We start from the raw sequence: 16272 nt of genomic DNA, 5'->3' as shown, positions 1-16272 counted from the left end.
TCGGGCGGAGCCAGTATCAGTGGTTTGCGACGATTGCGTTACGAGTGTACGGAAAAATAATCCGTATAAACGGCTAAAAAGTACGATTGTACGAAAATTTCGTCAGCGTTCGGCCAGGGCTGCGGCGCGCATGCGCTCGCTGAGCTTGAAGCCGGCGTCGCTGACGGCCGGGTCCATGACGGCGTCCAGCATCATCCGTCCCATGCCGGTCAGCGACAGGGCCTGGGTGGCCACGACATCGAACACGCGCTCGCCCATCTCGCGCTCCAGCACGCCGACATAGTTCTCGCCGCGCCGCCCGCGCAGGTCGGCCGCTACGGCCTTCAGTCCGGGCAGGCGAGCGGCGATCAGCGCCAGGGCGAAGGTGGCGCGGGCGCTCTGGATCGCCGTCAGCTGGAAGTCGGATTCGCGCGCGGGCGCGGCGGTGGCCTGGCGTGAGCGCGCGACCATGTCGGCGGCCCCGGCCCGCAGCAGGTCCTCCTGGCGCGGAAAGTGATAGGCCAGGGTCGAGTTGGCGAGGCCCGCGCGCGCGGCGATCGCCCGATGGGTCACTGCGTCGGCGCCCTCGGCGATGATCAGCGCCGAGATGTGCGGCGCGGCCTTGGCCTGCCATTCGGTCAACGGCGGCGGGGTCGGCCGGCCGGGATCCTCCAGCAGTTCGCCCAGGGCCTCGCGAAACACCTGATGCTGCCGAAGGTCCTGGGTATTATCGCGCGCGATCAGGCCACAGCACAGTCGGCGCAGGTTCAGCCGGCGCAGCCAGCGATAGGCCGCCACGTCATGGAGCGCGAGGCTGTAGGTCGCGTCGCCGATGCTGAAGGCGTGCAGCACCTCGTCCAGTTCGGCCCGGCCGAGACTGGCGGTCGCCGCGCGCCAGAAGTCCAGGCGACGCGCCGACCAGGCCGCCACCGCCGGGGCCAGCTCCGGCCGCGACACCACGCCTTGCAGCAGCTCGCAATAGAACCGCGTGCGCAGGGCCTCGGGGCCGGCCAGATCGCATAGAACCGCGTCGGCGATCTCGGCCATGGTCGCGCCGTCACGGACCTCCAGGGCCTGGATCCGCGCCAGCCAGCGATCCAGGAACGCGCCGTCCTGAGCGATCGCCGCCTCGATCAGGGCGTTCAGCAGCTCGTCCTTCAGGCCGAAGCGATGGGTCAGGGCCGAGACCGTCTGGCCCAGCTGTTCGGCCAGCGGCCGCAGGCTCAGGCCCCTGAGGCCATCGGCCGCCACCAGGGTCATGGCCGCATGGAGAACGGGCCGCAGGTCGAGACGATCAGGCACGGAAAGTCCATGGGCTAGCGAATAGGCAGTCGCCGGACATTAGTATGTACAGGATGAATTTCCACCCTAAAAACGGCGAATGAAATCCGTACAACTGTCGTGTTGCCGTCATGCTTCGCCGCTAGAGGGTCGCCTCGACTTCCTCGCTCCGCTTGCGAAAGGCCCCCTGCATGCTGAAAGCGTCTCTCGCCGCCGCCGTCGCGGTCGCCGCACTTCTGTCCGCTCAGTCGGGTGCGGCTCAGACCGCGCCCGAGCGGACCTGGACCCGCGCCGACGGCGCCCGTCGCATCGACTTCCCGGCTACGGCCAAGGGCGAACAGGTGCTGGCCATCGACACCCACACCCACACCTCGTTCAGCGACGGGGTGGTCTGGCCGACCTTCCGCCTGTGGGAGGCCGAGCAGGACCATCTGGCCGCCTATGCGGTGACCGACCACCTCGACTATCAGCGCTACAATGCCGACATCCGCGTCGACGACCACAACCGTCCGTTCGCGATCGCAGCCGAGGAGGCCAAGCGGATCGGTTCGCGCACCCAGCCCATCCCCGGGACCGAGATCACCCGCGACCTGCCCTGGGGCCACTTCAACGCCCTGTTCTTGGCGAACGCCAACGCCCTGCCGGTCGACGAGACCATGAAGGGCGATCCGCGCGCAGCGTTGAAGGCGGCCCGCGCCCAGGGCGCCTTCATCATCTGGAACCACGCCTGGGTGTTCCCGGGCCTGGAGGGCGTCGCCGCCGACCAGATGCCGGCCGGCCATGGCGCCCTGCTGAGCGAGGGCCTGTTGGACGCCATGGAGATCGCCAACAGCCTGCAGTACTCGGCCGCCGCCTTCGACGTGGCGCTGAAGAACGGTCTGGCGGTGATCGGGGCCTCGGACGTCCATACCGCCATCGACGTCGACTCGCAGATCCCGGAGGGCCAGCACCGCACCGCCACCCTGGTCCTGGCCAAGGATGGTTCGCTGCCGGCCATCCGCGAGGCCCTGGCTCGGAAGCGCACGGCGGCGATCTTCCGCCAGAGTCTCTACGGCCGTGAGCGCGAGCTGTCGGAGATCGTGGGCGGGGCCCTGCGCATCGCCAGCCGCAAGCGGGCCGAGAGCTTCCTGGCCAAGGACATCGTCGAGATCGAGCTGGCCAACGACGCCTTCATGCCGCTGCAGCTGCGCTTCACCTCCGCCGCGCCGCTGACCTCGCCGCGGGTCGTCACCGTTCCAGCGCACGGCAAGCTGACGGTCCAGTTCGTCAACATCGCCGACATGGCCGGGTTCGCGCCGCGAGCAGAGGTGCTGAACGCCTTCATCGACCCGCGCACCAACCTGGCGCTGACCTTGCGTTGAGGCGTCAGGCCAGGATCTCGGAAGATCCGGACGGTTTCAGTGATGATTTTCCGAGAATGGCGCACCCGACAGGATTCGAACCTGTGACCTTCGCCTTCGGAGGGCGACACTCTATCCAGCTGAGCTACGGGTGCATGCCGCCTTGAGAGCGGAAGCGCCTCTTAGCCGAAAGGCGGCGCGGGCGCAAACGGCTTCGAGCGCCTAGCCGGCGCTCATATAGACGAAGCGGATCACGAACAGGCCAGCCAGGACGAAGAGCAGCCAGTCCTTGGGTTTGGCTTGGCCGCGCAGCAGGGCCAGGCCCGCATAGGCGGTGATGCCGAAGGCCAGGCCGTTGGCGATCGAGAAGGTCAACGGGATGGCGATGACGGTCAGGAAGGCCGGGATGGCCACGCCGGGATCGTCCCAGTCGATGTCGGTCAGGGCGCCCAGCATCATCGAGCCGACGATGATCAAGGCCGGGGCGGTGGCGGCGGCCGGGATGGCCTGGACCCAGGGCGCGAAGAACAGGGTGGCCAGGAAGAGGAGGCCCACGACGATGGCGGTCAGGCCGGTGCGGCCGCCGGCGGCGACGCCCGAGGCGCTCTCGATATAGCTGACCACGGTCGAGGTGCCGGCCAGCGAGCCGCCGATGGTGGCGATGCTGTCGGCGGTCAGGATGCGGTTCAGGCGCGGGATCGTGCCGTCGGGCTGGACGAGGCCGGCCTTCTTGGTCACCGCGACCAGGGTGCCGACATTGTCGAACAGGTCGACGAACAGGAAGACGAAGACCACCTCGGCCAAGGCCATCCCCATCGCCCCGTTCAGGTGCAGGGCGGCGGGAACGTCCAGCTTGAAGGCGGTGGCGGAGAGGGCGGCCAAGCCGTAGTCGCCGGGCGTGAACTTGGCCAGGCCCAGGGCCCAGGCGGCGACGGCGGCGACCAGGATGCCGATCAGGATCGCGCCTTTTACCCGCCAGACCATCAGGCCCGCCATGACCACGAAACCCAGGATGGCCAGGGCCGCCGTCGGCTTGGTCAGGTCGCCCAGAGCCACGGTAGTGGCGGGGTTGGGCACGATGATGCCGGCTTCCTTGAAGCCGATGAAGGCGATGAAGAGGCCGATGCCTGCCGCAATGGCCGAGAACAGCGGGCGGGGAATGGCGCCGACGATCAGCTGCCGGATGCCCGCCACGGTCAGGATGAGGAAGGCGATGCCCGACAGGAACACGCAGCCCAGCGCCGTCTGCCAGGGCAGGCCCATGCCGATCACGACGGTGTAGGTGAAATAGGCGTTCAGCCCCATGCCGGGGGCCAGGGCGATCGGGTAGTTGGCGATCAGCCCCATCAGGATGCTGCCGAGGCCGGCCGCCAGGCAGGTGGCCGCGGCCACGGCGGCCACGGGCATGCCGGCCTGGCCCAGGATCGTCGGGTTGACGATCACGATATAGGCCATGGTCAGGAAGGTGGTGAAGCCGGCCAGCACCTCGGTGCGCACCGTCGTGCCCTGGGCCGCCAGGCCGAACTGCTTTTCCAGGAAACCCATCGCCGCGACCCCCGTCCCCAAACCACCAAGGTTTTGCGAAGCGGGAGTGTTGGCGGCGGGCCTCTCCGGAAGCAAGTAAAGAACGTCAGTCTTTGGTCGGGTCGGCCGCGTTCGGGTCGCCATAGGTCAGGGCCAGGAAGACGTCTTCCAGGTCCGGATCCTCGGTGGCGATATCCTTGATGTGGACGCCGCTGGCGCGCACGGCGGCCAGCACCTGCTCGACGCTGGACTGACCCGTGCGATAGCTGACCTGGAACGCTCCGCCGTTGCGCAGCTTGGTGTCGAAGCCGGCCAGGGCCGGGGCGGTCGTGACGGGGTCTTCCGGCGTGACCACGACGTTGCGGCTGTCCATCCGCTTCAGCAGGGTCGCGGTGGGCTCGCAAGCGACCACTTCACCCCGGTTGACGATGGCGATCTGGTCGCACAGCTCCTGGGCTTCTTCCAGATAGTGGGTGGTTAGGACGATGGTGACGCCCAGCTCGTTCAGGCCCGTGACGTACTGCCAGAGCTGGCGGCGCAGCTCGACATCGACGCCGGCGGTGGGCTCGTCGAGGATCAGCACCGGAGGCTGGTGGACCATGGCTTTGGCGACCATCAGGCGGCGCTTCATGCCGCCCGACAGCTGACGGACATAGGCGTTGGCCTTGTCGCCCAGGCCCAGGGCGTTCAGCAGCTCGTCGGTGCGGCGCTCGTTCTTGGGCACGCCGTAGAAGCCGGCCTGCACCTCCAGCGACTCGCGCGGGGTGAAGAAGACGTCGGCGGCCAGTTCCTGCGGCACTACGCCGATGGCGGCGCGCGCGTCGCGCGGCCGCAGGTCGATGTCGCGGTCCCAGATCTTCACCGTTCCCGAGCTCTTGCGCACCAGCCCGGCCAGGATGTTGATGAACGTCGACTTGCCCGCGCCGTTGGGACCCAGCAGGCCGAAGATCGAGCCGCGCGGGATCTTCAGGTCGATGCCGTTCAGCGCCCGCTTCTCCGGCGAGGTCTTGGTCCCGGCATAGGTCTTGTACAGGCCTTCGGCTTCGATGGCGTAGGCGGGCAGGTCCATGGGCATTCCAAGATGGGCAAACGGCGACATGACGGCGCGGAAACGGCCTATTGGGCGCCCCTTTGATTGACGGCGCCTTTCGGCGTCGCATAGGTATGCCTCGTTCGCGCCCGCGCCAAGGCCGCGTTCCGAAATCAAGGACTTCCCAAGATGGCCAAGACCCCCGCCACCGCCCCGACGGCGATGGATATCGCCGCGATCGCCGGCCCCGCGCCGGAAACGATCTCGGTCCGCTCGCACCGCATCGCCTGCGACGGCGTCGGCGGCGCGCTGGGCCATCCGCGCGTGTGGCTGGAGATGGGCGCGGCGGGCTTCGTCGACTGCTCGTACTGCGACCGCCGTTTCGTGGCCGCCACGGCCGAGGGCGACGAGAACGAGATCCTGGCGCCGGGCGTCTACGAAGGCGCTGGCGGTCACTAGCTTGAGCGACACGGTTCCGACGGCCCAGCGGGCCGAGACCCTCGCCAAGGCGTGGGAAAAGGCCGAGTGGCCGCACGAGGCGCCGGTGCTGCGCGCCATCGCCATGCCGTCCGACACCAACCCCGAAGGCGACATCTTCGGCGGCTGGCTGCTCTCGCAGATGGACTTGGCCGCGGCCTCGATCGCCTTCCACCGCGCCGCCGGCCGCTGCGCGACGATCGCCGTCGACGGCATGACCTTCATCAGCCCGGTGTTCGTCGGCGACGAGGTCAGCCTGTTCGCGCGTGTGATCCACACCGGCCGCACGTCGCTGAAGGTCCAGGTCGAGGCCTGGCGCCGCCGCCGCGACGCCGAGCAGGCTCACAAGGTCACCGAAGGCGTCTTCACCTTCGTGGCCATCGGCGAAGACCGCAAGCCGCGGCCGCTCCCGGTCTTCTAGGCCGGTCCTTCAGGCCAGGCGCTCGGCCTTCACGAAGTCCACGAACGCCCGCAGCGGCGCGGGCATGTGGCGGCGACTGGCATAGTAGAGATACGGCCCAGTGAACGGCGGCAACCAGTCGTCCAGCACGGTCTCCAGCCGGCCCGCCGCCAGCGACGGCGCGACGAAGTCCTCGAAGGTGGCCATCAGGCCCACGCCCGCCTCGCAGGCCGCCAGCTCCAGGTCAATATGAGTCGAGGTCAGGCGGCCGGGCGGATTGATCCGCACCGCTTCGCCGTCCTTTTCGAACTCCCAGGGATACGACGAGCCGTGCGCGAAGCGGTGGCGGATGCAGGCGTGGTCCAGCACCTCGCGGGGGTGAGCGGGCCGGCCGTGCGTCGCGAAATAGGCTGGCGAGCCGACCAGCACGAACCGTTGAGGTCCTGCCAGCGGCACGGCGATCATGTCCTTCTCCAGGCTCTCGTCGTAGCGCACCCCCGCGTCGAAGCCGGCCGCCAGCACGTCGATGAAGGCGTCGTCGGCTGTGACCTCGACGCTGACCCCCGGATGCTGCTCCAGGAACCGGGGCAGGATGCGCGGCAGGATCGCCTTGGCCACGATGCCGGGCACGTTGAGCCGCAGAGTCCCCGTCGGGCTGTCGCGGAAGGCGTTGACCTCGTCCAGAGCCAGAGCGACGTCGGCCAGGGCGGGGGAGAGCCGGTCCAACAGCTTCTGGCCGGCCTCGGTGGGGGTGACGCTGCGCGTGGTGCGGTTCAGCAGTCGCACACCCAGCCGAGTCTCCAGCCGGCGCACCGCCTCGCTCAGCGACGAGGCTGAGACGCTGCGCAGGGCGGCGGCGGCCCGAAAGCCCCGCGCCCGGGCCACGGCCGTGAAGGCGTCGAGATCGGCGAAGTCGGCCTGCTGCATTGTGCGGATATCCAAACGGGTCGTGCGAACTTCCTCGGATTATCGCACGATGCGCCTGGGCGCATAACCCTTCGCACCAGAGACGGAGACATCCAATGAAGACGCATCAACTGGGCAAGACCGGACCCGTCGTTTCGGCCTTCGGCCTGGGCTGCATGGGCATGTCGGACATGTACGGCCCCAGCGACCGTGCCGAGAGCCTGGCGGCCTTCGACGCCGCGGTCGAGGCGGGGATCACCCTGATCGACACCGGCGATTTCTACGGCATGGGCCACAACGAGATGCTGATCGGCGAGGCGCTGAAGCGCCACAAACGCGACCAGCTGGTCATCAGCGTCAAGACCGGCGCCCTGCGCGATCCGGCCGGCGGCTTCCTCGGCTATGACGGGCGACCCAGCGCCATCAAGAACTTCCTGGCCTATAGCCTCAAGCGCCTGGGCGTCGACCACATCGACATCTATCGCCCGGCCCGCCTGGACCCGGACGTGCCGATCGAGGACACCATCGGCGCCATCGCCGAGATGGTCCAGGCTGGCTATGTCCGCCACATCGGCCTGTCGGAAGTGGGCGCCGACACCATCCGTCGCGCCGCCAAGATCGCGCCGATCGTCGACCTGCAGATCGAATACTCGCTGGTCTCGCGCGGCGTCGAGGCCGAGATCCTGCCGACCCTGCGCGAGCTGGGCATCGGCATGACCGCCTATGGCGTGCTGTCGCGCGGCTTGATCAGCGGCCACTGGAGCAAACAGCGCTCGGAAGGCGTGGGCCGTGACTTCCGCGCTTTCAGCCCAAGGTTCCAGGGCGAGAACCTCGACGCCAACCTCAAGCTGGTCGAGGCCCTGCGCGACGTCGCCGAAGCCAAGGGTGTGACGACGGCCCAGGCCGCCATCGCCTGGGTCGCTTCGCGCGGCGACGACATCGTGCCGCTGATCGGCGCCCGCCGCCGGGATCGCCTGACCGAGGCCCTGGGGGCGCCGACCGTCGATCTGACGGCGGAAGACCTGGCCGCCATCGAGGCCGCCGTGCCGCAAGACGCCGTGGCCGGCACGCGCTACGCCCAGGCGATGATGGCGCATCTGGACAGCGAGCGCTGACGGGCGGCGGGAGCGCTAGAGGCCGCTCAAGTGCTCCCGCCAGGCCTCGCGCAGGACCTTCTTGTCGATCTTGCCCGTGGCGGTCAGCGGCACGGTGGCGAAGACCACGTCGTCGGGCGTCCACCATTTGACGATGCGGGGCGCCAGGTAGTCGAGCACGGCGGCCTTGCTGACGTCGGCGCCGTCATGGGCTTCGATGACCAGCAGGGGGCGTTCCTCCCACTTGGGATGCGGCACCCCGACCACGGCGGCGACCTTCACGCCCGGGCAGCCCGCGGCGACGTTTTCCAGGTCGATCGAGCTGATCCACTCGCCGCCCGACTTGATGACGTCCTTCTGGCGGTCGGTGATGCGCATGAAGCCGTTGGCGTCGAGCGTGGCGATGTCGCCGGTGTCGAACCAGCCGTCGGCGCGAGCGGCGTCCTCGTCCTTGCGGAAATAGCGCCGCACCACCCAGGGGCCGCGGACCAGCAGGGCGCCGGAGGTCTCGCCGTCCCAGGGCGCCTCCTGGCCGTCCTCGGTCTCGATACGCAGTTCGATGCCGAACTGCAGCCGGCCCTGGCGGGTCCAGATCGCTTCGTCCATGGCCTCTTCGCCCAAGGCGGCGAGGGCGGGCGTGGGGGTGGCGACGACGCCGATCGGGCAGGTCTCGGTCATGCCCCAGATCTGCAGCACCTGGACGCCGTGGCGGCGCTTGAACGCCTCGGCCATGGCGCGCGGCACGGCGCTGCCGCCTATCACGACCCGCTTCAGCGTCTCGGGCGTACGGCCAGTCTTCTCCAGCCAGTCCAGGTACATCGTCCAGATGGTCGGCACGCCGCCGGTGAAGGTGACGCCCTCGGTCTCGATAAGCTCGTGCAGGCTGGCGCCGTCCATCTTGTCAGCCGGCAGCACCAGTTTGGCGCCGCACAGCGGGGCGCTGAACGGCACGCCCCAGGCGGTGGCGTGGTAGAGGCTTGAGCAGGGCATGGCCACGTCGAAGGCCGTGAAGCCAAAGGCGCTGTTGAGGCCGCCCGCCATGGCGTGCAGCACCACGGCGCGGTGCGAATAGAGTACGCCCTTGGGGTCGCCCGTCGTGCCCGAAGTGTAGCAGAGGAAGGCCCCGGCGTTCTCGTCGAGGAGCGGCCAGTCGACCGTCTCCGGCTCGCCGGCGATCAGGGTCTCGTAACTGAAGGCGTCGCCTTGCGTGCGCTCGGCGTCCGACAGCATGACGAAGGTCTTCACCGTGGTCAGTTGCGGGGCCAGCCGTTCGACCAGGGCCGCGAAATTGCGCTCGAAGAACAGCACCGAGCTTTCGGCATGATTGATCGTGTAGACGATCTGCTCATCCGAGAGGCGCGGATTGGCCGTGTGCAGCACGGCCCCGATGCCGGGCGCGGCGTAGAACAGCTCCAGATGCCGGTGAGTGTTCCAGGCCAGGGAGGTGACCCGGTCGCCGGGCTCGACGCCAAGTCGACGCAAGGCGTGGGCGGCCTGGGCGGCGTGGCGGGCCAGGCCTGCATAGTCCGAGCGCCAGAGAGGCTCGTCGATCCGCTTTGAGACGACCTCACGCGATCCGTGGGCCTGGGCGGCATAGGTCAGGATGCCGCTGATCAGCAGCGGCGTGGTCTGCATGAGCCCCGGGATCATCGGCTCCTCCCTTTTTATCGTTGGGAGGAGCCTAGATCGGGAAGGGGCGTCAGTGGAAGGCGTTACGCGGCGCGCGAGGCGACGCCGGGGCGGCTTTCCTCGGTGCGGAAGCGGCCGACCAGTCCGGCCAGCTCGCCGGCCTCGCCTTTCAGCGAGTGGGTGGCGGCGGTGGCTTCCTCGACCATGGCGGCGTTCTGCTGGACGACCTGGTCCATCTGGTTCACGGCGACATTGACCTGATGCAGGCCGGTCGACTGTTCCTGGGCCGAGGCGGCGATCTCCTTGACCAGGCTGTCGATCGAGGCGACCTGGTCGACGATGGCGCGCAGGGCCTGGCCGGTCTGGGCCACCAGGCTGACGCCGGCCTCGACCTGCTGCGACGAGGTCGAGATCAGGGTCTTGATCTCCTTGGCGGCCTCGGCCGAGCGCTGGGCCAGGGCCCGGACTTCCTGAGCGACGACGGCGAAGCCGCGACCGGCTTCACCGGCGCGAGCAGCCTCGACGCCGGCGTTCAGCGCCAGCAGGTTGGTCTGGAAGGCGATCTCGTCGATGACGCCGATGATCTGGCTGACCTGGGTCGAGGACGACTCGATCTCATTCATGGCCGAGACGGCCTGCTGGACGATCTGACCCGAGCGCTCGGCGCCGGCGCGCGCCTGGGCGACGACCTGCGAAGCCTCAATGGCGCCCGAGGCGGTCTTGCGCACGGTGGCGGTGATCTCGTCCAGGGCGGCGGCGGTCTCTTCCAGGCTGGCGGCCTGTTGTTCGGTGCGGCGCGACAGGTCGTCCGAGGCCTGGGCGATCTCTTCCGAGCCGGCGTGGATGCCGCCGGTGGCGCCGTTGATGCCGCGCAGCACGTCGCGCAGACGGTCGGCGGCGGCGTTGAAGTCGCGCTTCAGGCGCTCGGTCTTGGGCGCCAACGGGGCGGTGATGCGGTGGGTCAGGTCGCCCGAGGCCAGGTGGTCCAGAGCCTGGGCCAGGCTGTCCATGGCGAAGGCGTCGGCGGCGGCCTCGGCGGCCTTCTCGCGTTCGTGCTGATCGCGTTCGGCTTCGGCGCGGGCGCGCTGGGCGGCGGCTTCGGTCTCGACGCGCAGCTTCTCGATGGCGGCGGTCTTGAAGTGGGCGACGGCGTCGGCCATCTCGCCGACCTCGTCCTTGCGCCCCATGGCCGGGACGTCGACATTGTTGTCGCCGGCGGCCAGACGGCCCATGGCCTTGGTCATGGCGGCGACCGGCGCGCCGATCGTGCGCGACAGCAGTCCGCCCATCAGGGCGGCGATCACCAGGGACACGGCCCCGCCGATCATCAGCGACCAGTTGGCCATGGCCTGGGCGTCCTCGCGCTCCTGCTGGCGCTGAGCGACGCGAGCGCGAGCGGCCTCGATCAGGTCCTTCTGGGCGGCGCGGATCTTCGACAGGCTCTTGCGGCCGGTCAGCTCGATCGCCTGGGCGCGACCGGTCTCCGGATTGGCCATCAGGGCCATGACCGGTTCGCCGATCGTCTGGCGCCATTCGCCCATGGCCGCGCGCAGCGTCTGGATGCGTTCACGCTGCTCGGCGAGGATGGTCTTCTTCTCGAAGGCGTCGAGCGCGGCGTCGAACTCGGCCTTGGACTCCTGGTAGGTCGTGGCGAACTTCGGGTCGCCCATGGTCACGTAACCGCGCAGGGCGTTCTGCTGCTCCAGGACCAGGGTCATGATCTGCTCGCCCTGGGCGGACAGGGTCAGGGTGTGCTGGGCGCTGGCCGAAGCCTTGTCGATCTTCTGCAGGCTGGTGAACACGAGGCCCGACGAGATCGCCGAGGCCAGGATGAGCGCACAAAAGGCGATCCCCAGCTTCACTGGTATTTTGAGGTCCTGAAAACGCATATCCCCGAATCCTGCACAGCCATGTGAGATGAACTGAGGAATTCGGGGATAACTTTTAAGAACTCATTGTGAAGTTGCAATCGAACAACGTTATGTTAACAACGTTGTACTCGATACGGGTTTAGAGGTTTGAGATAACGGCGTCGCCCATTTCGGCGGTGCCAAGGTTTCCGCCCAGGTCGCGGGTGCGGGCGCCGTCGTCCAGAGCCTTCTTCACGGCGGCCAGCAGGGCGTCGGCGGCTTCGGGTTGCTTCAGCGACCAGCGCAGGGCCATTTCGAACGACAGGATGGCGGCCAGCGGATTGGCCAGACCCTTGCCGGCGATGTCGGGGGCCGAGCCGTGGATCGGCTCGTACAGGCCCGGCTTCTCAGGATCGCCGATGGCGGCCGAGGGCAGCATGCCCAGCGAGCCGGTCAGCATGGCCGCCGCATCCGACAGGATGTCGCCGAACAGGTTGTCGGTGACGATGACGTCGAACTGCTTGGGCGCGCGGACCAGCTGCATGGCGCAGTTGTCGGCCAGGATGTGCTCGAGCTCGACATCCGGATACTCACGCGCATGCAGGTCGGTGATCACCTGCTTCCATAGAAGACCTGACTCCATCACGTTCGACTTCTCGGCCGAGTGGACCTTGTTCTTGCGGCCGCGGGCCAGCTCGAAGGCCACGCGCCCAGCGCGCTCGATCTCGCTGGTGGTGTAGGTCTGGGTGTCGAAGCCGCGCTTCTGGCCGTCGGCCAGGTCCTCGATACCGCGCGGCTGGCCGAAATAGACGCCGCCGACCAGTTCGCGCACGAACATGATGTCCAGGCCCGAGACCAGTTCCGGCTTCAGGCTGGAGGCGCCGGCCAGGGCTTCGAAACAATAGGCCGGGCGCAGGTTGGCATAGACGTTCATCGCCTTGCGCAGGTTCAGCAGGCCCGCTTCCGGGCGCAGGTGGCGCGGGGCGTTGGCCCACTGCGGGCCGCCGACGGCGCCCATCAGCACCGCGTCGCTAGCGATGGCCTGGTCGCGGACCTCGTCCAGCAGCGGCGTACCGTGAGCGTCATAGCTGGAGCCGCCGTAGGGCGCTTCCTCGATCGTCAGGTCGGGGGTGAGGGCGGCGGCCACGCGGCGCACCTGGGCGCAGACTTCAGGACCGATGCCGTCGCCGGGCAGGAGGAGCAGGGTGGACATGGAAGGCTCTCTCTAGATCTTGCGATAATCAGAAATGTCGAAGGACTGCAGGTCGCGGCCATGAACGCCCAGCTCGGCGCAGGCGGCGCGCCAGGCGGCCATGTGCGGCGTGGCGCGGTGGCGCTCCAGCGCCGCCTCGCTCTCGAAGTGCTCGTAGACCCGGATCAGGCCGGGATCGAGCGGATCCTCGGTCAGGGCGTAATCCAGACAGCCCGGCTCGGCGCGGGTCCCCTCGACCTGGGCGCGCAGGTGCGGGCGCAGGTCGGCAAGGCGTTCGGGCGCGATGCGGATCGTGCCGGCGAGGATCAGGGTCATCTGGGGCCTCTCGGTGGCGGCGCGGTGCGTCCTTCGAGGCCCGCTCCGCGGGCGCCTCAGGATGAGGAGCGTTCTACAACATTCCTCATCCTGGAGTGCGAGGCCCATTCTTGTTCTTTGGGCCGAGCCTCGAAGGACGCACTGCGCTCAGGCTTCCATCCACGGCTGGCTGATGGCGCGCTTGCTTTCAAAGACGTCGATGTCGCCGCCGTGCTGAAGGGTCTCGCCGATGGCGTCCAGGCCCTTGAGCATCTTCTCCTTGCGAACGGGATCGATCTCGAAGGTGAAGGTCTTGCCCGACGGCGAGACCACGGTCTGGGTGGCGAGGTCGACGCTGACCATGTGGTTGCCGCCCTTGGCCTCGTCCATCAGGGCGGCCAGCTCTTCGGGCTTCACGATCACCGGCAGCAGGCCGTTGTTGAAGCAGTTGTTGAAGAAGATGTCGGCGAAGCTGGTCGAGATCACGCACATGATCCCGAAGTCCATCAGCGCCCACGGGGCGTGCTCGCGCGAGGAGCCGCAGCCGAAGTTGTCGCCGGCGACCAGCACGGACGCGCCCTTGTACTCCGGCCGGTTCAGCACGAAGTCGTCGATCGGATTGCCGTCGGCGTCGAAACGGAAGTCGTAGAACAGGCCCTTGGCCAGCCCTTCGCGCTCCACGGTCTTGAGGAACTGCTTGGGGATGATCTGATCGGTGTCGATATTGGCCAGCTCCAGCGGAGCGGCGCGGCCGTCGAGGCGGGTGAAGGCTTTCATGGCGCCCTCCTTCAGTTTTTCAGGGTCTGGGTCAGGACCCAGCGTTCGGTGCGGGTGGCGGTCTGGCCCGACGTCGGGTCAGAGCCGGCGATCAGCGAGCTGCAGTCGGCCTTGGTCGGCAGGCCTGTCTTCAGCGTGATCTCGTAGAGGCAGCTGCTGGTGCGTTCCAGCTTCAGCTTTTCGATCGTCGGGGCCGCGTCGGTCTTGCCCAGCTGGGCGGCCATGGCCTTGAGCGCGATCGTCATGCTGGCGCGGGTCGACGCCGGGTCCAGAGCCTGGGTCCAGCGCAGCGCGGCCACGCCGCGCGCCGCGTCGATCGTCTCCACGACGATCTTGCCGTCGGCGATGATCGGCGGCCCGCCCATCGGGTTGGGCAGGTTCTCCTGCCAGGTCTTGGACTGGCCGGCGGCCAACTGCAGATTGACCGGCATGGACAGGAAGCCATCCTCGCGCAGGATGACGCCGGCGGCCTGTTCGGGCGTCATGCGCGAGAACATGGCCGTGACCATCTCGATGGCCTGGGCGCCTTCGGGCTTGTCGCCGACGATCTTGGTCAGGGCCGAGCGGATGGTGGTCACGACCTGGGGCCAGTCCTCCACCGCCACGGGGCGCAGATTGGCGTCGGCCGTGTAGACAAAAGTCTGTTGGCTGACCTGCTCGATCGCCGCCGCCAGCTTGGCCTGATCGGTTGGCGAGCCCATGTCCGGCTGGGTGACCGAGACCGGCTTGAAGGTGACCCGATGGCCGTCGGCGGTCGTTTCGATGGTCTTGTCGTAGACGGCCGTCGACTGGCCCTTGGTGGTCTTGCCGGCCCGGATGTCTTCGCGCGACCGCTCGACCCGCATCTCGACCTTGGCCACCTTGGGCAGGGCCAGAGGGGCGGAGTAGGCCTCCGCCGCCAAGGCCAGGGCGACCAGCAGGGTCACGACAGCAGGGTCCGCACGTCCACCAGGTGACCGGCGATCGCCGCCGCGGCCGCCATGGCGGGCGAGACCAGATGCGTGCGGCCGGCGCGGCCCTGGCGGCCCTCGAAGTTGCGGTTGCTGGTCGAGGCGCAGCGCTCCTGGGGGGCCAGCTTGTCGGGGTTCATGGCCAGGCACATCGAGCAGCCCGGTTCGCGCCAGTCGAAGCCCGAGGCCTTGAAGATGGCGTCCAGGCCTTCGGACTCGGCCTGTTCCTTGACCAGGCCCGAGCCTGGCACGACCATGGCCTTGACGTGCGGAGCCACCATGCGGCCGTGCAGGAAGGCCTCCTGCACCACGGCGGCGGCGGCGCGCATGTCCTCGATGCGGCTGTTGGTGCACGAGCCGATGAAGACGCGGTCGATCTTGGCGTCCGAGATCGGCTGGCCGGCGGTCAGGCCCATATAGTCCAGCGCCCGGTGGGCGGCCGCGCGCTTGTCGGGGGTGGCGAAGCTTTCCGGGTCCGGCACGTTGCCCGTCACCGGCACGACGTCTTCCGGCGAGGTGCCCCAGGTGACCATCGGGACCAGGGCCGCGCCGTCGATGACGATGGTGCGGTCGAAGACGGCGTCGTCGTCGGTGAAGAAGGTCTTCCAGTGGCTGACGGCCATGTCCCAGGCTGCGCCCTTGGGGGCTGCGGGCTTGCCCAGGATGTAGTCGAAGGTCTTCTCGTCCGGGGCCACCAGGCCGGCCTTGGCGCCGCCCTCGATGGTCAGGTTGCAGAGGGTCATGCGGCCCTCCATCGACAGCTCGCGCACGGCCTGGCCGGCGAACTCGATGACGTAGCCGGTGCCGCCGGCGGTGCCGATCTCGCCGATCACGGCCAGGGCGATGTCCTTGCCCGTCACGCCCGGGCCTAGCTGGCCGTCGACGCGGACCAGCATGTTCCTGGCCTTCTTCTGGCGCAGGGTCTGGGTGGCCAGCACGTGCTCGACCTCGGACGTGCCGATGCCGTGGGCCAGGGCCCCGAAGGCACCGTGGGTCGAGGTGTGGCTGTCGCCGCAGACGATGGTCATGCCCGGCTGGGTGCGGCCCTGCTCGGGACCGACCACGTGAACGATCCCGTTACGGATGTCGCCCATCGGGAAGAATTCGATGCCGTTGTCGGCGACGTTGCGAGCCAGGGTCTTGAGCTGCAGGCGCGCTTCCTCATCGGCCACGGCATCGACGCCCAGGGCCTGGCCCTCGGTCGGGATATTGTGGTCCGCCACGGCGAGCGTGCGGTCCGGACGACGCACCTTGCGGCCGGCCGCGCGAAGGCCGGCGAAGGCCTGCGGGGTCGTCACCTCGTGGATGAGGTGCAGGTCGATATAGAGGATCGCTTCGCCGTCCTGTTCGTTGACGACGTGTGCGTCCCAGATCTTGTCGTAGAGGGTCTTGGCTGAGCGGGTCATAGCGCCCCGCATCTAGGCCTTCGCGAGAGGCGCGTAAAGCGAGGAAGCGCCCAAAATCCTGTGTTCGGCCGCCCTGTGGCGCTCGATCCTGCCCCTGGCGGGCGCCCTGAAGCTGGTGTTGC

The 16272-nt window shown here is 68.4% G+C and carries 15 protein-coding genes and 1 tRNA gene; 4 read left to right on the top strand and 12 right to left on the bottom strand.

Annotated elements, in window-relative coordinates; all coding sequences use genetic code 11:
- Positions 1 to 102 precede the first annotated feature (102 nt).
- A complete protein-coding gene (locus tag E1H18_RS08595) occupies positions 103 to 1281 on the bottom strand; it encodes a TetR family transcriptional regulator (RefSeq protein ID WP_370526461.1) in 1179 nt (392 codons plus the stop codon).
- Positions 1282 to 1451: 170 nt separating this feature from the next.
- On the opposite strand from E1H18_RS08595, the gene E1H18_RS08590 reads away from it, so the two are divergent.
- The gene (locus E1H18_RS08590; RefSeq protein WP_172266235.1) at positions 1452 to 2621 is read left to right on the top strand and encodes an Sb-PDE family phosphodiesterase; all 1170 of its coding nucleotides are present in this window, start codon (positions 1452 to 1454) and stop codon (positions 2619 to 2621) included.
- Between the two features lie 57 nt (positions 2622 to 2678).
- Here E1H18_RS08590 and E1H18_RS08585 read toward each other — a convergent pair.
- The 3 genes from E1H18_RS08585 to E1H18_RS08575 form a co-directional block, all read right to left on the bottom strand.
- Positions 2679 to 2755 (bottom strand) — tRNA-Arg (locus tag E1H18_RS08585).
- A gap of 67 nt (positions 2756 to 2822) precedes the next feature.
- Positions 2823 to 4145 carry an NCS2 family permease gene (locus tag E1H18_RS08580; protein ID WP_172266232.1) on the bottom strand — a complete coding sequence of 441 codons (1323 nt, stop codon included), beginning with the start codon at positions 4143 to 4145 and terminating at the stop codon, positions 2823 to 2825.
- An 85-nt stretch (positions 4146 to 4230) separates the two neighbouring features.
- Complete coding sequence (locus E1H18_RS08575) at positions 4231 to 5193, bottom strand: ABC transporter ATP-binding protein (protein WP_172266229.1); 963 nt, start codon at positions 5191 to 5193, stop codon at positions 4231 to 4233.
- Positions 5194 to 5343: 150 nt separating this feature from the next.
- On the opposite strand from E1H18_RS08575, the gene E1H18_RS08570 reads away from it, so the two are divergent.
- Positions 5344 to 5613, top strand: a complete 270-nt coding sequence (locus tag E1H18_RS08570; RefSeq protein WP_172266226.1) for a zinc-finger domain-containing protein — start codon at positions 5344 to 5346, stop codon at positions 5611 to 5613.
- Between the two features lies 1 nt (position 5614).
- Positions 5615 to 6052, top strand: a complete 438-nt coding sequence (locus E1H18_RS08565) for an acyl-CoA thioesterase (protein ID WP_172266223.1) — start codon at positions 5615 to 5617, stop codon at positions 6050 to 6052.
- Positions 6053 to 6061: 9 nt separating this feature from the next.
- Here the strand turns inward: E1H18_RS08565 and E1H18_RS08560 are convergent, their stop codons facing one another.
- A complete protein-coding gene (locus E1H18_RS08560; protein ID WP_172266220.1) occupies positions 6062 to 6958 on the bottom strand; it encodes a LysR family transcriptional regulator in 897 nt (298 codons plus the stop codon).
- A gap of 95 nt (positions 6959 to 7053) precedes the next feature.
- On the opposite strand from E1H18_RS08560, the gene E1H18_RS08555 reads away from it, so the two are divergent.
- Complete coding sequence (locus tag E1H18_RS08555) at positions 7054 to 8052, top strand: aldo/keto reductase (protein WP_172266217.1); 999 nt, start codon at positions 7054 to 7056, stop codon at positions 8050 to 8052.
- Positions 8053 to 8067: 15 nt separating this feature from the next.
- Here E1H18_RS08555 and E1H18_RS08550 read toward each other — a convergent pair whose 3' ends face one another.
- The 7 genes from E1H18_RS08550 to leuC form a co-directional block, all read right to left on the bottom strand.
- Positions 8068 to 9681, bottom strand: coding sequence for a long-chain fatty acid--CoA ligase (locus tag E1H18_RS08550; protein ID WP_172266214.1), 1614 nt, complete (start codon positions 9679 to 9681; stop codon positions 8068 to 8070).
- Positions 9682 to 9743: 62 nt separating this feature from the next.
- Entirely contained in the window at positions 9744 to 11549 is a 1806-nt protein-coding gene (locus E1H18_RS08545; protein WP_172266211.1) for a methyl-accepting chemotaxis protein, read from the bottom strand.
- A gap of 121 nt (positions 11550 to 11670) precedes the next feature.
- A complete protein-coding gene (gene leuB, locus E1H18_RS08540) occupies positions 11671 to 12723 on the bottom strand; it encodes a 3-isopropylmalate dehydrogenase (protein WP_172266208.1) in 1053 nt (350 codons plus the stop codon).
- A 12-nt stretch (positions 12724 to 12735) separates the two neighbouring features.
- Positions 12736 to 13038 (bottom strand): putative quinol monooxygenase, encoded by a 303-nt coding sequence (locus E1H18_RS08535; protein ID WP_172266205.1) that lies wholly within the window; start codon positions 13036 to 13038, stop codon positions 12736 to 12738.
- A 147-nt stretch (positions 13039 to 13185) separates the two neighbouring features.
- The gene (gene leuD / locus E1H18_RS08530) at positions 13186 to 13794 is read right to left on the bottom strand and encodes a 3-isopropylmalate dehydratase small subunit (RefSeq protein ID WP_172266202.1); all 609 of its coding nucleotides are present in this window, start codon (positions 13792 to 13794) and stop codon (positions 13186 to 13188) included.
- 11 nt (positions 13795 to 13805) lie between these two features.
- Positions 13806 to 14720, bottom strand: a complete 915-nt coding sequence (locus E1H18_RS08525; RefSeq protein WP_172266199.1) for a hypothetical protein — start codon at positions 14718 to 14720, stop codon at positions 13806 to 13808.
- Positions 14717 to 16150: a 3-isopropylmalate dehydratase large subunit gene (gene leuC / locus E1H18_RS08520; protein WP_172267630.1), complete on the bottom strand. Its 1434-nt coding sequence runs from the start codon at positions 16148 to 16150 to the stop codon at positions 14717 to 14719. The genes E1H18_RS08525 and leuC overlap by 4 nt, the downstream gene beginning before the upstream one ends.
- Positions 16151 to 16272: the final 122 nt, after the last annotated feature.

Origin of the sequence: Caulobacter sp. RHG1, assembly GCF_013181195.1 — a bacterium.
In the GTDB taxonomy this organism is placed as follows: Bacteria; Pseudomonadota; Alphaproteobacteria; order Caulobacterales; family Caulobacteraceae; genus Caulobacter.
This window is presented reverse-complemented; position numbering and strand designations above follow the sequence as displayed.